15 protein-coding genes are annotated in these 13138 nt (G+C 69.6%); 7 read left to right on the top strand and 8 right to left on the bottom strand.

Features of this window, described 5'->3' with window-relative positions; all coding sequences use genetic code 11:
* Nucleotides 1-52: 52 nt before the first annotated feature.
* The gene (gene larE, locus D1409_RS05565) at nucleotides 53-958 is read left to right on the top strand and encodes an ATP-dependent sacrificial sulfur transferase LarE (protein ID WP_123534946.1); all 906 of its coding nucleotides are present in this window, start codon (nucleotides 53-55) and stop codon (nucleotides 956-958) included.
* Between the two features lie 48 nt (nucleotides 959-1006).
* On the opposite strand, the gene D1409_RS24340 is transcribed toward larE, so the two are convergent.
* A complete protein-coding gene (locus D1409_RS24340) occupies nucleotides 1007-1183 on the bottom strand; it encodes a hypothetical protein (RefSeq protein ID WP_164471582.1) in 177 nt (58 codons plus the stop codon).
* A 130-nt stretch (nucleotides 1184-1313) separates the two neighbouring features.
* Between D1409_RS24340 and D1409_RS05560 the strand changes: the two genes are divergently transcribed.
* Nucleotides 1314-1598: a HalOD1 output domain-containing protein gene (locus D1409_RS05560; RefSeq protein ID WP_206424988.1), complete on the top strand. Its 285-nt coding sequence runs from the start codon at nucleotides 1314-1316 to the stop codon at nucleotides 1596-1598.
* Nucleotides 1599-1725: 127 nt separating this feature from the next.
* On the opposite strand, the gene D1409_RS05555 is transcribed toward D1409_RS05560, so the two are convergent.
* From D1409_RS05555 to D1409_RS05535, 5 genes are all read right to left on the bottom strand, one after another.
* On the bottom strand, nucleotides 1726-2868 hold the full coding sequence (locus tag D1409_RS05555; RefSeq protein WP_123534944.1) for a Gfo/Idh/MocA family protein: 1143 nt from the start codon (nucleotides 2866-2868) through the stop codon (nucleotides 1726-1728).
* Nucleotides 2869-2943: 75 nt separating this feature from the next.
* The gene (locus tag D1409_RS05550; RefSeq protein ID WP_123534942.1) at nucleotides 2944-3738 is read right to left on the bottom strand and encodes a hypothetical protein; all 795 of its coding nucleotides are present in this window, start codon (nucleotides 3736-3738) and stop codon (nucleotides 2944-2946) included.
* A 120-nt stretch (nucleotides 3739-3858) separates the two neighbouring features.
* Nucleotides 3859-4887 (bottom strand): Gfo/Idh/MocA family protein, encoded by a 1029-nt coding sequence (locus tag D1409_RS05545; RefSeq protein WP_123534940.1) that lies wholly within the window; start codon nucleotides 4885-4887, stop codon nucleotides 3859-3861.
* A gap of 45 nt (nucleotides 4888-4932) precedes the next feature.
* On the bottom strand, nucleotides 4933-5355 hold the full coding sequence (locus D1409_RS05540; protein ID WP_123534938.1) for a DUF1648 domain-containing protein: 423 nt from the start codon (nucleotides 5353-5355) through the stop codon (nucleotides 4933-4935).
* Between the two features lie 63 nt (nucleotides 5356-5418).
* Nucleotides 5419-6456 carry a radical SAM protein gene (locus D1409_RS05535; protein ID WP_123534936.1) on the bottom strand — a complete coding sequence of 346 codons (1038 nt, stop codon included), beginning with the start codon at nucleotides 6454-6456 and terminating at the stop codon, nucleotides 5419-5421.
* A gap of 188 nt (nucleotides 6457-6644) precedes the next feature.
* Between D1409_RS05535 and D1409_RS05530 the strand changes: the two genes are divergently transcribed.
* From D1409_RS05530 to D1409_RS05520, 3 genes are all read left to right on the top strand, one after another.
* On the top strand, nucleotides 6645-7823 hold the full coding sequence (locus tag D1409_RS05530; RefSeq protein ID WP_123534934.1) for an MFS transporter: 1179 nt from the start codon (nucleotides 6645-6647) through the stop codon (nucleotides 7821-7823).
* A gap of 81 nt (nucleotides 7824-7904) precedes the next feature.
* Complete coding sequence (locus tag D1409_RS05525; protein ID WP_123534932.1) at nucleotides 7905-9743, top strand: vWA domain-containing protein; 1839 nt, start codon at nucleotides 7905-7907, stop codon at nucleotides 9741-9743.
* A gap of 612 nt (nucleotides 9744-10355) precedes the next feature.
* Nucleotides 10356-11441: a DUF373 family protein gene (locus tag D1409_RS05520; protein WP_123534930.1), complete on the top strand. Its 1086-nt coding sequence runs from the start codon at nucleotides 10356-10358 to the stop codon at nucleotides 11439-11441.
* 12 nt (nucleotides 11442-11453) lie between these two features.
* On the opposite strand, the gene D1409_RS05515 is transcribed toward D1409_RS05520, so the two are convergent.
* Nucleotides 11454-11696 carry a hypothetical protein gene (locus tag D1409_RS05515; protein WP_123534928.1) on the bottom strand — a complete coding sequence of 81 codons (243 nt, stop codon included), beginning with the start codon at nucleotides 11694-11696 and terminating at the stop codon, nucleotides 11454-11456.
* 129 nt (nucleotides 11697-11825) lie between these two features.
* Between D1409_RS05515 and D1409_RS05510 the strand changes: the two genes are divergently transcribed.
* Nucleotides 11826-12266, top strand: a complete 441-nt coding sequence (locus D1409_RS05510; RefSeq protein ID WP_123534926.1) for a GNAT family N-acetyltransferase — start codon at nucleotides 11826-11828, stop codon at nucleotides 12264-12266.
* Here D1409_RS05510 and D1409_RS05505 read toward each other — a convergent pair whose 3' ends face one another.
* A complete protein-coding gene (locus tag D1409_RS05505) occupies nucleotides 12267-12464 on the bottom strand; it encodes a hypothetical protein (protein WP_123534924.1) in 198 nt (65 codons plus the stop codon). It lies immediately after the preceding gene.
* An 85-nt stretch (nucleotides 12465-12549) separates the two neighbouring features.
* Between D1409_RS05505 and D1409_RS05500 the strand changes: the two genes are divergently transcribed.
* On the top strand, nucleotides 12550-13101 hold the full coding sequence (locus tag D1409_RS05500) for an HIT domain-containing protein (RefSeq protein ID WP_123534922.1): 552 nt from the start codon (nucleotides 12550-12552) through the stop codon (nucleotides 13099-13101).
* Nucleotides 13102-13138: the final 37 nt, after the last annotated feature.

Here is a 13138-nt window from a genome sequence, read left to right as displayed (position 1 = left end):
GTGCGAGCGGTCGAACAACGGGCTTTTGCCGACTCGCGCCGAATCGCCGGCGATGAGCACTTCGGTCGCCGACAAACTCGACGCCGCGCGCGCCGACCTGGCCGACCGGGACGGCGTCCTCGTCGCCTTCTCCGGCGGTGTGGACTCCAGCGCCGTCGCCGCTATCGCCCACGACGCGCTGGGCGACGACGCCGTCGCCTGCACGGCCAAGAGCGAGACCCTGCCCGCCGCGGAACTCGACGACGCCCGCCGCGTCGCCGACGAGATCGGCATCCGCCACGAGATCGCCGAGTTCTCCGAACTCGACAGCCAGGCGTTCGTCGAGAACGGCGACGACCGCTGTTATCACTGCCGCACGATGCGTCTGGGCGCCATGTTCGACCGCGCGAAGGAACTCGGCATCGACGTGGTCTGCGACGGCACCAACGCCTCCGACCCCGGCGAGGGCCACCGCCCCGGCCTCCGCGCCGTCGAGGAACTCGACGCCTACTCTCCCCTCCTCGAACACGGCATCGTCAAATCTGAAGTCCGCGAGATCGCCGACGGGTACGGCCTCTCTGTCGCGGACAAGCCCTCGATGGCCTGCCTCTCCTCGCGCATCCCGACCGGACTCGAAGTGACGGAAGAACGCCTCTCCCGCATCGAGAAGGCCGAAGTCGTCCTGCGGACGTGGGGCTTCCAGCAGTTCCGCGTCCGCGACCACGACGGCATCGCCCGGATCGAGGTCGGCGCGGACGAACTCGAAGCCGCGCTCGACCCCGACTTCGTGTCCGCCGCCCAGCAGCACATCGGCGACCTGGGCTTCGACCACGTGACCCTCGACCTGGAGGGGTATCGGACCGGGAGCGTCAGCCCCGAGAGCGAAGAACCGGACGGCGAGTCCGCCGACGGCAGCGACGACGGCCCCCTCGTCGAGGACGTGTTCGCCACCGACTACCCCTCCGCAGACGAGATCTGAGCCGCCCGCTTTTCGAGGATCACAGACGCCGCTCGCTCTCCCGAGTGTTCACTCCTCTAGTCGTGTGTATCGGAGCACGAGTCGCCCGTTCTCGTCCGTCTCGGCGTCGATAGCGAACTCGTCGCCGACCTCGATACCGTGGTCGCGAGCGATTCCTGCCGGGATCGAGATGTCCTTCGTCGACGTTCCCTCTCGTCCTCGCACACCGACCGTCTTCTTCGGCATTAAACCTTCTTCCTAATTATCTTGGGAAAACCTCTTTGGTCCACCGCTCGTCCATGTACATATTCAGTCAGATTTATGAGCAGTGCCGGAGACCTGCACACGACGACCAGAGCCCGGAGCGCAAGATACCGTGACAGCGAAGGACAGCGACACACCGTCGACGGAGTCAGACGAATCGTACTCGCGCCGGATCCAGTCGGACGAATCCCACAGTATCGGTATCGTCCGAACGGTTAGCGCGCTGAAGAACACCCCCGCCCTCGAACTCGAACCGCTCTCGGAGTCGCTCGACCCCGGGGCACTGGACCGGCTCCTGCGGCAGAACGACGGGGTGTCCGTCGAGTTCGAGTACGAAGGCCTGCGCGTCGCCGTGGACGGTCGAACGGTCACCGTTCGAGAGACCACGGAGCCCTGACGCCGCGTCCGCTCTCACGCGTCGGAAGCCGGACACCGAACCGCCCGACCGACTCACGAGCCGCAGAGTGCCGTCCAGACCCGTCTCGCCGGTGATCGGCCGCTCTCGAGAGCCGGTGGCGGGACCCTTACAGCTCGACGGCGGTCGCCTCCGAGTGCTCAGCGATCTCCTCGGCGGTCAGCTCACGCCCCGCCTCCTGCGACAGGTAGATACCCTCCATGATCCGCATCGAGTTCAGCGCCAGCTCGCCGGTCGGGATCGGGTCCGCGGCCGTCCCGTCCAGCGTGTCGATCCAGTGGCCGAACTGGCCGCCGGTGTCGGCCGGCTCGTACCCGTCGCCGGCGATGAGCCCCTGCCGCCGTTCGTACTCGTCGAGGTCGAGCGACACCGTGGCCTCGTAGTCGCCGGTCGTCGTGTAGAACTCGAAGGGGTCAAGCTGGAGCCCGCCCTGCGAGCCCGCGACCACGCTCGGCCGGTCGGGGAGGAACATGTGCCAGGCGGCGCGCAACTCGAGGACGGAGCCGTCGGCGAGATGGGCCATGCCCGTTCCCGCGTCCTCCACGTCGTGGCCCGACTCCGCCAGGCGCTCCGTGTACGTCTCGCGGTTCTCGCCGACCAACTCCTCGGCGTAGGCGTCCGCCGTCTTCTCGAACGTCGCGCCGCTCACGCGCTCGACGGGCGCGTTGCCGAGGAGATACAGCAACTGGCCCAGCACGTAGGTGCCGATGTCGATGACGGGGCCCCCGCCCGCCGAGTCCTTCGACACGAAACCGGGGGTGCCGTAGCCGTCGATGTAGGGGCGACCGCGGCGCCGCGAGAAGACGCCGCGTGCGTAGTAGGTGTCGCCCAGATCCCCGTTCTCGGCGAGTCGGCGCGCCGCGCGCGTCTCCTCGGTGAACAGTTCGTAGTTCTGGACGCCGATCTCGACGCCCGCCTCGTCGGCGGCGTCGGCCATCGCCTTCGCGTCCGTGTAGGTGGCGGCCATCGGCTTCTCGGTGAAGACGTGCGCGCCGGCGTCGGCGGCGGCCTCGGCGACCGGTCGGTGGAGGTTGTTGTGGACGCAGATGCTCACCGCGTCGACGGCGGCGTCGTCGAGCATGTCGCGGAAGTCACCGTACACCGCGGCGTCGTGGTCGTCGGCGAGTTCGGTCGCCGCCGCCTCGTCGATGTCGGCGACGGCGGCCACGTCCGCGCCGTCGACCTCGCTGTACGCCTCGGCGTGGGCCTGACCGCGATTGCCCGCGCCGACGACTCCGATACGGACTGTCATGAGACGGCTTCACGCGCCCCGGAAAAGAGCGCTCGCTTCCCGGAGAGGCTCCCCGACTTCCGGCGAGCGGCGGCGTCACTCCGACACGACGACCACGACGCGCGCATCGTCGCTCGTCTCGGGGCAGGTCGCCGCGCGCTCCACGGGGACGGTGCCGTTCGTCGACTCGCTCGTGTCGGGCGAGACCAGGACGGTCATCTCGGTCCCGAACTCGCTGTTCCCGCCGACACTGGCCGGGAAGTACGATCCGTTCGTCCCGTAGAGGACCGGCGAACTCGCCCGGGCCGTCCCGTTGTAGACGCAGGCCCGGGCCGACGGGAAGGCGAGTTGCTCGCGGAAGACGAAGGTGTTCCGTGCGGTCGCGGTGCCGACGACGACCGATTCGACCATCTCGGAGTCGCCGGGCACTTGCGCCGTCTCGTGCAGGTCGGTCTCGTAGGTGACCGGATCGGTCCGCAGGTCGGCTGCGACCAGCGCGCCGCCGACGAGCGCGACGACGACGAGGACGACCGCCACCTCCCGGGGTCTGAGCTTGAACTGGCGTTCGACGACGAGATACACCGCGCCGAACACCGCGCCCAGCGTGACGAGCACGGCGACGACGACGCCGACGTACCCGACGCGGTGTGTCGACAGCGCGTAGCCGGCGAAGCCGACGAACATCGCGGCGAACAGGTAGGTGAGCCCCTGCTGGTACCGGAGCGTCGCCGCAGCGGTCAGCGCCAGCAGGGCCAGCAGCCCGATCACCGCCGACTGGACGGTCACGGACAGGTCCGGCGCCACGGTCCGCGCGAACCACGCCAGCCCGGCCAGCGCCGCGACCCCGAGCAGTGCCGCCACCACCGTCCGCGCGTCGATACGGTCAGCCATCTACCCACCTCCGGCCCCGAAACTCGGCCACGCGGGAGTGCACGCCCCCGTGTTCATGTCAGCGGCACAAAATACCTGCGCATCGGGCCACTGGCTGCCGCAGGTCCGACGACACCGCTCTCAGTCCACGAGCGGGAGCGACTCGCCGGCCTCGGCGCTCCGCCGCGCGGTCTCGACGATGCGATGGGCCTCCCGACAGAACGCCGGGTCGCTCGGGCCTTCGGGATCCGCCCCGGTCTCCAGTCGGTCGACGAGGTACCACACCAGGTTCTCGTAGCGGTCGGGCAGGTCGTCCGGTTCGACGGCGTACCCGTCGGGACGGTCCGCCGTCGTCACGCGGATCGCGGCGTCGCGCTCGCGCGTGCTGATCGCTCCCTCCGTGCCGACCACGTCGTATCCCGTCGCGGGTTGGCCCTCGTGTTCCCACGGGTTCGTCAGGAGCCGCCACGTCGTCTGGAGCGTCGAGAGCCCGTCCTCGTACCGACAGACCGTCGAGCTCTGGGTGTCGACGGCCGCACCCTCGGGCACGTACCGCTCGGCGGTCACTCGATGGGGGAGTTCGCCGTCGCGGAACCACGTCGAGAACGTCGCCCCGTAGCCCAGGTAGTCGAGCATCGACCCGCCGTCCTCGGCGTCGTAGAACCAGCTTCCGTCGGGCGGTGCGCCGGCGTTCCCGCCGTAGTACTGGACCTCGGTGACCTCGCCGACGACCCCCTCGGACACCAGTCGCTCGACGGTGTGCATCACCGGGTCCCACGTCGCGGGCCAGTTGATCACGAACAGTTCGTCGGTGACGGCGTCCAGCATCCGGTCGCAGTCCGCGAGCGTGTGGGCCATCGGTTTCTCGATAGCGAGCGCCGCCACGTCGTGGCCGACCACGCGCTCGACGAACGCGGCGTGCTCCGAGTTGCGCGGACAGCCCACCACGACGTCCGGTTCCGTGGTGTTCAGACAGCGGTCGAGGTCCGAGAACACCGCCTCGTCGGGGAGATTCAGGTCCGCGACGGCCCGCTCCAGCGACCCCGTGGAGGTCTCGGGGCGCTCGTCGCAGACGCCGACGAGTTCGGCGTCGGGGTGGTCCCGGACCCACCCGAGGTTCGTATTCATGTGCATCTGGTCGAAGTTCGCGCCGACGAACCGCCAGGTCATACCCGTGTGTCTCCCCCGTCGGTCAAGGTACTTGGGGCGGACGTGTCAGAAGGGGCTGGCACCGCGCTCCCGGGCCACCGCGTAGCCGACGACAGCGACCGTCCAGAGCAGGACGCCGGCCATCAGGAGGTCGAACGGGACCTCGTACCCGAGATTCCAGGCGAGAATGAACCCCTGGACCGCCGCCAACAGCCCCGCCGTCGCGACTTTCACCACGTCGATGACGCGCGGGTCCTTCGGCGGGTCGAAGCGCGCGGCCGCGTCGACGAACAGCAGCGTCACGACCATGAGCGCCGGCATGCTGCCGACCGCGGCCCACCGCGGAACGAAGTTGTCCGGCGTCCCCGACGCCGAGAAGTGGATCGCCATCTCCGCCGGGAGTCGCCCCCAGAGCGCGACCCCGGCAAGCAGCGTCGCGGCGATTATTCCGTACGAAAGCCAGTCCAGACGGGTGGACGGGAGGGCCATAGCTGGCGTTCTCGGGGCCGGATTAAAAAAGTCGGACGCTCCTTCCGTTCGGCGCGAGAGCGATCAGTCGCCGGCCGCGCTCTGTCCGCCGTCACCGGTACTGCTCCCCGACAGCGGCGTCCGCTCCACGACCGTCCCGTCGTACGTCGGGTACTGCTCGACGATCTCGCCCTCGGCGAGGTCGCCCTCCTCGACCATCTCTTCGAGGAGCCACCACGCCACCTCGACGTGGTTGGACTTCGCGGTGTAGTACTCCTCGGGGACGCCCAGCGCGTCGAGGCGTTCCGGCTCGGCACGGGTCTTCCCGTAGACGAGCGTGCCGTCGTCGGTGATCTCGTCGAACGGGCGGCGCAGGCTGCGGGCCATCCGCTTGAGGCGCCGGCGGTGCTGGGCGGCGTCCTTGAAGACGCTCGTACAGAAGTACACCTTCTCGTGGTCGCCCATCTCGTCGAGGATCTCCTCGCGCGGACTGTCGACGGCGCTCATGTGCTCGTCGCGGAGTTCGAAGCCCTCCTCCTGCATCCGGCGGTAGTTCCCGTCGGACATCTCGAACTCGTTGATGTTACAGAACTCCGCCGCGCCCTCGTCGAGGAACTCGATGAACTCCTGTTCCGGGCGGATGCCCGGGATCTCGAAGGACGGCGTCAGTCCCTCCTCGCGAGCGATGTAGAGGATGTCCTCCCATTCCGTCCCGTGGAGGTCCCCCCACTGCTCGTAGGGCGGATGGAACCGGATCTCGTCGAGGCCGGCCTCCGAGAGGCGGCGCATATTCTCGCGGCCGCCCGTGATGCCGGTGTACAGGTGCGTGTGGAAGTCCTCGCCGTACTCGTCTTTCAGGAGCGAGAGGTAGCGCGTGGTGCGGCCCATCGCCTCCTGGGGTTCGCCGCCGGTGATCGAGGCGCCCAGCGCGTCCATGCGCTCGGCCTCCTCGAGCACGTCGGAGTCGGACTCGACGGGGCGCTCGTTGGCGTACACCTGCTCGACGTTCTTGCGGTTCTCGCCGAGGGGGCAGTAGAAACAGTCGCGCTGGTCGCAGTAGCCGTAGACGAACAGCACCAGCTTGCCGCCTTTGGCGCACTGTTCACAGCCCTCGGATATCATTACACCCTCCTACCCCGTCGAGCGGGAAAAGTCGTGCGCTCCCGCGTCGCGGGTGTCAGCGGGTCACATCCGAACCTGTCGGTAGGGGGGAACTCCGACCGCGAGAGCGAATCTATTAGGGGGTTCACCCGTTCGACTCGGCCAGTGAATCGGCGCACGGAGCGGGGACGCTGGCACGGGGGCGACCCGTGACTGACTCGACTCGCCGCGAGCGCCTGCTGTGGACGGTCGCCATCTTCGCGTTCGTGACGACCGACGCCGTGGGGTTCCAGCTCAGGGGCGCCCTGCTCCCCAGCATCGAGGAGAGCTTCGCGGTGTCGCAGGCGCTGCTGGGGCTGGTCGCCACCGCGGGAACGCTGGGATTCGTCGTCTCGGTGTTCGTCGTCGGCATGGTCGCGGGCCGCATCGACATCCACGGGGCCCTGCTGGCGAGCGCCGGCGTCGTCGCCGTCGCTGCCTTCCTCACCGGGCTCGCGCCGGCCTTCCTCGTCTTCCTCGCCGCGCTGTTCGTCCGCGGGGTCGCCACCGGCCCCTTCCGCGCGCTCGACCGGGCAGTGCTGGGCCACCTCTACCCCGAGGGGCGGGCGCGGATCTTCAACCGCTACGCGCTGGTGTGGGCGGCCGGCGCGGCCGCTGGGCCGATCGTCGTCACCTTCGCGCTCACCGCCGGGGACTGGCGCTACGCCTACGCCGTCGTCGGCGTCGGCTTCCTCGTGTCGGCGGCCCTGCTCGTCCGCCTCGACCTCCCCGATTCCGTCCGCTCCGAGCGGGAACTCACGCTCGACGAACTGAAGGCGGTCGTTCGCAAGCCCGCCGTGGCGGGGATGACGGGCGTTCTCGTGCTCAACGGTGGCATCGAGGGGACGCTGTTCACGTGGCTCCCCTACTTCGCCGCTCGACAGCTCCCCGCGACGGCGGCGAATCTCGTCCTCTCGACGTTCCTCGCAGCGTACGTCCCGGGTCGGCTGGCGTACAGCTACCTCGCCGACCGCACCGGTCGGACGCTCGACCTGGTGCTCGTGACGGCGACGCTCGCGCTGCCGGTCCTGCTCGCGACGATTTTCCTCGCGACCGGCCGCTGGCTGTTCGTCGCCGTCTTCGCGCTCGGCCTCGTCGTCTCCGCCACGTTCCCGACGCTGTCGGCGTTCGGCATGAACGCCGCCTCCGAGTTCAGCGGCCCCGTCAACGCTATCTCGACCGCCGCCGGCTACGTCGGCATCGCGCTCGCTCCCCCGCTGGTCGGCGCCCTCGCCGAGCGCGTCGGCCTGACGCTCGCGCTGGGCGTCCTCCCGCTCCTGCTCGTCGGGATGCTGGTGGTCGGCGGGGTGACTCGCGCGTACCAGACGCGACGCGGCGCGCCGACCTGACCTGTCTCTCGGTCCGGCGAGCCTCAAACCACCGTTTGATCGTTCATCACAGCCTTTTGAACTGTCGCCGAACGACGAGGTATGCCGACAGACAGAACCAGACGGTGGCTGTTGCGGGCGACCGCCGCCTCGACCGCGACCCTCCTTGCGGGTTGTCGCGCCGACGAGGACGGGACGGAACCGGGAACGGATCCATCGGAACCGGGGGCGAGCGTCGGGACGCCGCCGACGGGGACGCCCTGTCCCGACACGCCGACGACGGCGCCCGAAACGGCGCCGCCGGTCGACACCGACCGGGAGCGCATCGACGACTGGCAGTACGAACCGACGCCGACACCGACCCACGGCAGGGGCGGCGGGGGCGGCGGGACGGCCACGCCGATGGCGACCGCCACGCCCGTCGCAGAGAGCGTCGGCCTCGCCGCAGGGGGCGCGAAGGACGTCGGGGCCTTCCGGCGCAACGTCGAGGAGGGGTACCTCCCGCTCCCCGAGAGCCTGAGCTACGAGGGACTGTTCTACGACTACTACTTCGAGACGGGCGATCCGGGCCCGCTCTGCGGGGCGACGTTCGGCCCGGCCTACTCGCCCGCGGTGACCGCCGACCCCCTCTCCGGTGAGACCGAACGGTACCTCACTGTCGGGCTGAACTCAGGGCTCGCCGCCGACGAGTTCGAGCGCAAGCGCCTCAACCTCGTGGTCGTCGTCGACGTCTCCGGGTCGATGTCCGAGGAGTTCGACGAGTACTACTACGACCGGTACGGGAACGAGCAGACGCCAGAGGGGGACACTGACCGGCAGAAGATCGAGGTGGCCCGCGAGGCGCTCGTGGCACTGACCGAGCAACTGCGACCGGGCGACCGCCTCGGGGTCGTCCTCTACAACGACGAGTCGACGGTCGCGAAGCCGCTCAGGCCGGTCGAGGCGACGGACATGGACGCCATCCGCGCCCACATCCGCGAGGACGTCGAGGCCGGCGGCGGCACGCGGCTCTCGGCGGGCGTGGCCGACGCGACCGACCTGCTCCGCGAGTACGACGACGCCGACCGCGCCGTCTACGAGAACCGCATGATCGTGCTGACCGACGCGATGCCGAACCTCGGCGAGACCGACGAGGGCGACCTGCGCGGGCGTCTCGCGGACAGCGCCGCGAGGCAGCGCTACGCGACGTTCGTCGGTGTCGGCGTCGACTTCAACACGGAACTCGTCGACGCCATCACGTCCATCCGGGGCGCCAACTACTACAGCGTCCACTCCGCCGAGGAGTTCACCGACCGCCTCGGCGAGGAGTTCCAGTACATGGTCACGCCGCTGGTGTTCGACCTCGAACTGAGCCTCGACGCCGCCGGCTACGATATCCGCCGAGTGTACGGGACCAGCGCCGCCGAGGAAGCCACCGGGCAGATCATGCAGGTCAACACGCTGTTCGCGTCGCCGAGCGAGGGCGGGCGGTCCCGCGGCGGGGTCGTCCTCGTGCAGGTCGACCGCCAGTCCGCCGACGCGGCGCTCGACCTGCGCGTCTCGTGGACGGACCGCCGCGGCCGCAGTCACGAGAACGCGACGCGGATCCGGTTCCCCGACGCCGAACCGGACTACTACGCCCACACCGGCGTCCGGAAGGCGGTCCTCCTCTCGCGGTACGCGGACCTCCTGAAGAACTGGATGGTCGCGGCGCGCGACGCCGGGGGCGACCACGACCGCGGGACGCCCGCGCCCGACGACGGCATCGCGGTCCCGCCGCCGGAATCGGAACTCGGCGAGTGGGAACAGCAGTCCGAGCCGCTGACGGTGAGCGACACGTACGAGCGGCGTATCCGGGAGTTCCGCGAGTACTTCGATTCCGAGGCCGAGGCCATCGGCGACGAGGCGCTCTCGCAGGAACTCGACACGATGGCGACTATCCTCGCCGAGGGCGCGGACTGAGCGCCGACGACCCCACGCTCCCGCGCGACCGGCGAACATCGACGGCGCACGGCCGGGTCTTGTCCTGACCTGGAGCGACAGTGCTCGAAATGCGGTGGCGCGCGCTGTCGAGCGTGCCCGCGCCTCGCGCGGGCCGCTCGAAATAGCCGTGCGAGGGATGAGCATCGCAGCTTGCGAGAAGCGCAATCGGCTGGGGAGGTGTGTGGCCGTCTGCGGTGTTGTGTGGGGCGGAGCGGTTCCTGGCGTCTGCGCGAACTCTGTTCACGCAGGCTCAGGAGAGCTTGCTCTCCTGGCGGACTGAAAGGGCGAGGCTCGCTCGCGTTCACTTGGTCGCCTGAGCGACCCCTATCCGAAGCGGTCCGTGGCCGCGAGGATATGTCGCTCGGCGGCCGCGAGCGAGCCGAGGGCGTTCAACGGTCGTCGACTGCGGTCGATGCAACTGCCTAGCGTGCGGGCCGAAAGCGTTCACCGTCAACTATCGAACCCGGTCGTCGACGTTCCACCGACGGACACAGCGGATCGACGGAACCCGACCGGTCGCACACCACCACCGGCTGTCGATCGCACCGAAGCCCCGAAGACTGATACAGGCCCGTGGCCTACCGTCGATCGATGTTGCTGGTCCTGTGCGTGGACCTCGACGACGACCTCGGGCGCAAGACAGGGGTGGAGACGCCCGTGGTCGGCCGCGAGGCCGTCGAGGCCGCAGCCGTCGATCTGGCGACCGCGGACCCCGAGGACAGCGACGTGAACGTCCTCTTCGAGGGGCTCCACATCGCCGAGCGGATCACCGACGAGTCCGTCGAGGTGGCGGCGGTCACCGGCGTCGACGGGAGCGACGTGGCCGCCAACCGCGCCGTCGGCGAGGAACTCGACACCGTCATCGCGGGGCTGACGACCGGCGAAGACGTCCGCGCGATCGTCGTCACCGACGGCGCGCAGGACGAGTCCGTCCTGCCGGTCATCCGCTCGCGGGTCCCCATCGACGGCGTCCAGCGGGTCGTCGTCCGCCAGGCTCAGGACCTCGAATCGATGTACTACACGATCAAGCAGGTGCTCGACGACCCCGAGACCCGGGGGACGCTCCTCATCCCGATGGGGATCCTCCTGCTCATCTACCCGCTCTCGATCCTCGCCGAACACCTCGACATGCCCGGTGCGGTGTTCGGCGTCACGTCCGCGCTGATCGGGCTCTACCTGCTCTCGCGGGGGCTCGCGCTCGGCCAGCGGCTGGACGCGTTCGTCGACCGGGTCCGCGAGGGGCTGTACGACGGGCGCGTGTCGCTGGTGACCTACCTCGTCGCGGGCCTCCTCCTGATCATCGGCGGGTTCACCGGCGCCCAGACCGTCACGAGTCTCCAGTCGCAGACGACCGACGCGCTGGGCGTCCTCGAAGTCATCGCGGCGCTCGTCTACGGGTCGCTCCGGTGGTTCGCGGCCGCCGGCGTCACCAGCAGTCTCGGGCGCGTCGTCGACGGCTACATCGACGGCGAGTTCGAGTGGCGCCACCTCAACGCCCCCGTCTACGTCCTCGCCATCGCCTTCATCCTCCACGGCGTCTGTAGCTACGTCCTCGCGTTCGGCGACCTGTCGTACCTCGCGTTCACGCTGACCGGCGCGACTCTCCTCGGCCTCGCCAGCACCTTCGCGTTCGCCCTCGCGGAGTCCCGACTCGGCGGCCGCGTCAACCCGACCTGACGACCGGTTCGGTCACTCCTCCGATTCGGCCGGGTTGTGAGCGATGGCGAACAGGAACCCCGAGAGGAAGAGCAGTTCGTTGCCGAGATACACCCCGAGGATCGGGTCGACGATACCGACGATCGAGGGCGGGAGCGCGACCCCGAGGATCGCGAGCAACAGGGCGGCCACGGCGGCGAGCCCCGCGAAGATCCGGGTGACGGCCCCGCAGACGTACCCGACCGCGAACACGAGGATCGCTTCGAGCAGTCCCATGGTTCGGAGCGACGCCCGGGTGGAGGAAAACCGTTCCGCCGAGCGCGGCCACCGGGGGTCCGCCGACGCCGTGCGACTCGCTCTCGCCCCCCGGAAACTGTTTTGCCGTGCGGCGGTCAGCACTCGCACATGTCGACGCACGTCCGGGCGGTGACGACCGACGGGGGGTGGGACGAGGCGGTCCCGGTCCTCCGACAGCTGTGGACCGACGCCGACGACGAGTTCGTCCGCGGATGGCGCGACGAGGACGACTACCGGCTGTTCGGACTGTACGAGTCTCCCTCCGGTGGGTCGGACGCCGAGGAGGCCCTCGTCGCGGTCGCGGGCGTGTCGATCCAGCGCGTGCTCCACCACGAGCGTCACCTCTGGGTCCACGACTTCGTCGTCGACGAACCGCGCCGCGGCGAGGGGTTCGGGAGCGCGCTCCTGGACTGGCTCGACGACTGGGCACGCGAGCGGGACTGCGAGACCCTCGCGCTGGCCTGCCTCGACGGGAACGACGCCGCTCGCGCCTTCTACGAGCGCGAGGGGCTGTCGGTGTGGGGACAGGTGATGGAGCGCGAGCTCTGATCACCACTCGGAGCCGGCGCCCGCGCAGGCGATGTAGACGCCGATAGCACCGCCGGCGGCGTACCCGATGCCACCGAGCGCCGCTCGATCGACGGGGTCTCCGGTGACGACGACGCCGAACAGCGTGACCGCGAGGAGGCCCGCGACGAACGCCACCGCGGTGGCGTTGAGGGGGTGGGTCTGGAGGGCAGCAGACATGCCACTGTCATGTACGCCCCGGCAGTTACGTGTTTGCTTCTCTCGACCCCGTCGGGATTTTGTGTGTCGGTCCCGCAGGCCCGCTATGGACCAGGTCTTCGCCCCGTGGCGCATCGACTGGGTCGAGCGCGAGGGAGGCAACGACGACGTCGACGGCTGCGTGTTCTGCGCCTTCGCCGAGGGCGACCGCCACCGGGACCGCGAGCGCCGGATCGTCGCCCGCTCGGACCGGGCGTTCGTCCTCCTGAACAACTACCCGTACAACCCCGGGCACGCCATGGTCATCCCGCACGACCACACCGGCGACTACCGCGACCTCGACGACGACGTGCTCCTCGACCACGCTCGCCTGAAACAGCGGACCTTCGACGCGCTTGAGGACGGTCTGGGCCCCGACGCGTACAACGCCGGCCTCAACATCGGCGGCGGCGCGGCCGGCGGCTCCATCGACGACCACCTCCACACCCACGTCGTCCCGCGCTGGGAGGGCGACACCAACTTCATGCCCGTCGTCGCGGACACCCAGGTCATCGTCGAGGCCGTCGACGACTCCTACGACCGCCTCCGCGACGCCTTCGCCGAACAGGACGGCGCCGCGGTCGAGGGGGAGGACCGCGCCGTCGAGTTCACCGACTGACACCGTCGTTCCGCGTCGACACGGCTTTGACCCGGGA

The sequence above is a fragment of the Halosimplex salinum genome (assembly GCF_003730195.1).
Taxonomy (GTDB): Archaea; Halobacteriota; Halobacteria; order Halobacteriales; family Haloarculaceae; genus Halosimplex; species Halosimplex salinum.
Note: the sequence above shows the minus strand (reverse complement) of the source record. Positions and strands in the feature narration are given on the sequence as shown.

What these genes read in the sequence shown, in the direction of transcription:
- D1409_RS05550 (WP_123534942.1), bottom strand. Translation starts at nt 3,738, where the DNA reads ATGGCTGACCGTATCGACGCGCGGACGGTGGTGGCGGCACTGCTCGGG.
- D1409_RS05525 (WP_123534932.1), top strand. Translation starts at nt 7,905, where the DNA reads ATGCCGACAGACAGAACCAGACGGTGGCTGTTGCGGGCGACCGCCGCC.
- D1409_RS05520 (WP_123534930.1), top strand. Translation starts at nt 10,356, where the DNA reads ATGTTGCTGGTCCTGTGCGTGGACCTCGACGACGACCTCGGGCGCAAG.
- D1409_RS24340 (WP_164471582.1), bottom strand. Translation starts at nt 1,183, where the DNA reads ATGCCGAAGAAGACGGTCGGTGTGCGAGGACGAGAGGGAACGTCGACG.
- D1409_RS05505 (WP_123534924.1), bottom strand. Translation starts at nt 12,464, where the DNA reads ATGTCTGCTGCCCTCCAGACCCACCCCCTCAACGCCACCGCGGTGGCG.
- D1409_RS05555 (WP_123534944.1), bottom strand. Translation starts at nt 2,868, where the DNA reads ATGACAGTCCGTATCGGAGTCGTCGGCGCGGGCAATCGCGGTCAGGCC.
- D1409_RS05515 (WP_123534928.1), bottom strand. Translation starts at nt 11,696, where the DNA reads ATGGGACTGCTCGAAGCGATCCTCGTGTTCGCGGTCGGGTACGTCTGC.
- D1409_RS05500 (WP_123534922.1), top strand. Translation starts at nt 12,550, where the DNA reads ATGGACCAGGTCTTCGCCCCGTGGCGCATCGACTGGGTCGAGCGCGAG.
- D1409_RS05540 (WP_123534938.1), bottom strand. Translation starts at nt 5,355, where the DNA reads ATGGCCCTCCCGTCCACCCGTCTGGACTGGCTTTCGTACGGAATAATC.
- D1409_RS05545 (WP_123534940.1), bottom strand. Translation starts at nt 4,887, where the DNA reads ATGACCTGGCGGTTCGTCGGCGCGAACTTCGACCAGATGCACATGAAT.
- larE (WP_123534946.1), top strand. Translation starts at nt 53, where the DNA reads ATGAGCACTTCGGTCGCCGACAAACTCGACGCCGCGCGCGCCGACCTG.
- D1409_RS05510 (WP_123534926.1), top strand. Translation starts at nt 11,826, where the DNA reads ATGTCGACGCACGTCCGGGCGGTGACGACCGACGGGGGGTGGGACGAG.
- D1409_RS05535 (WP_123534936.1), bottom strand. Translation starts at nt 6,456, where the DNA reads ATGATATCCGAGGGCTGTGAACAGTGCGCCAAAGGCGGCAAGCTGGTG.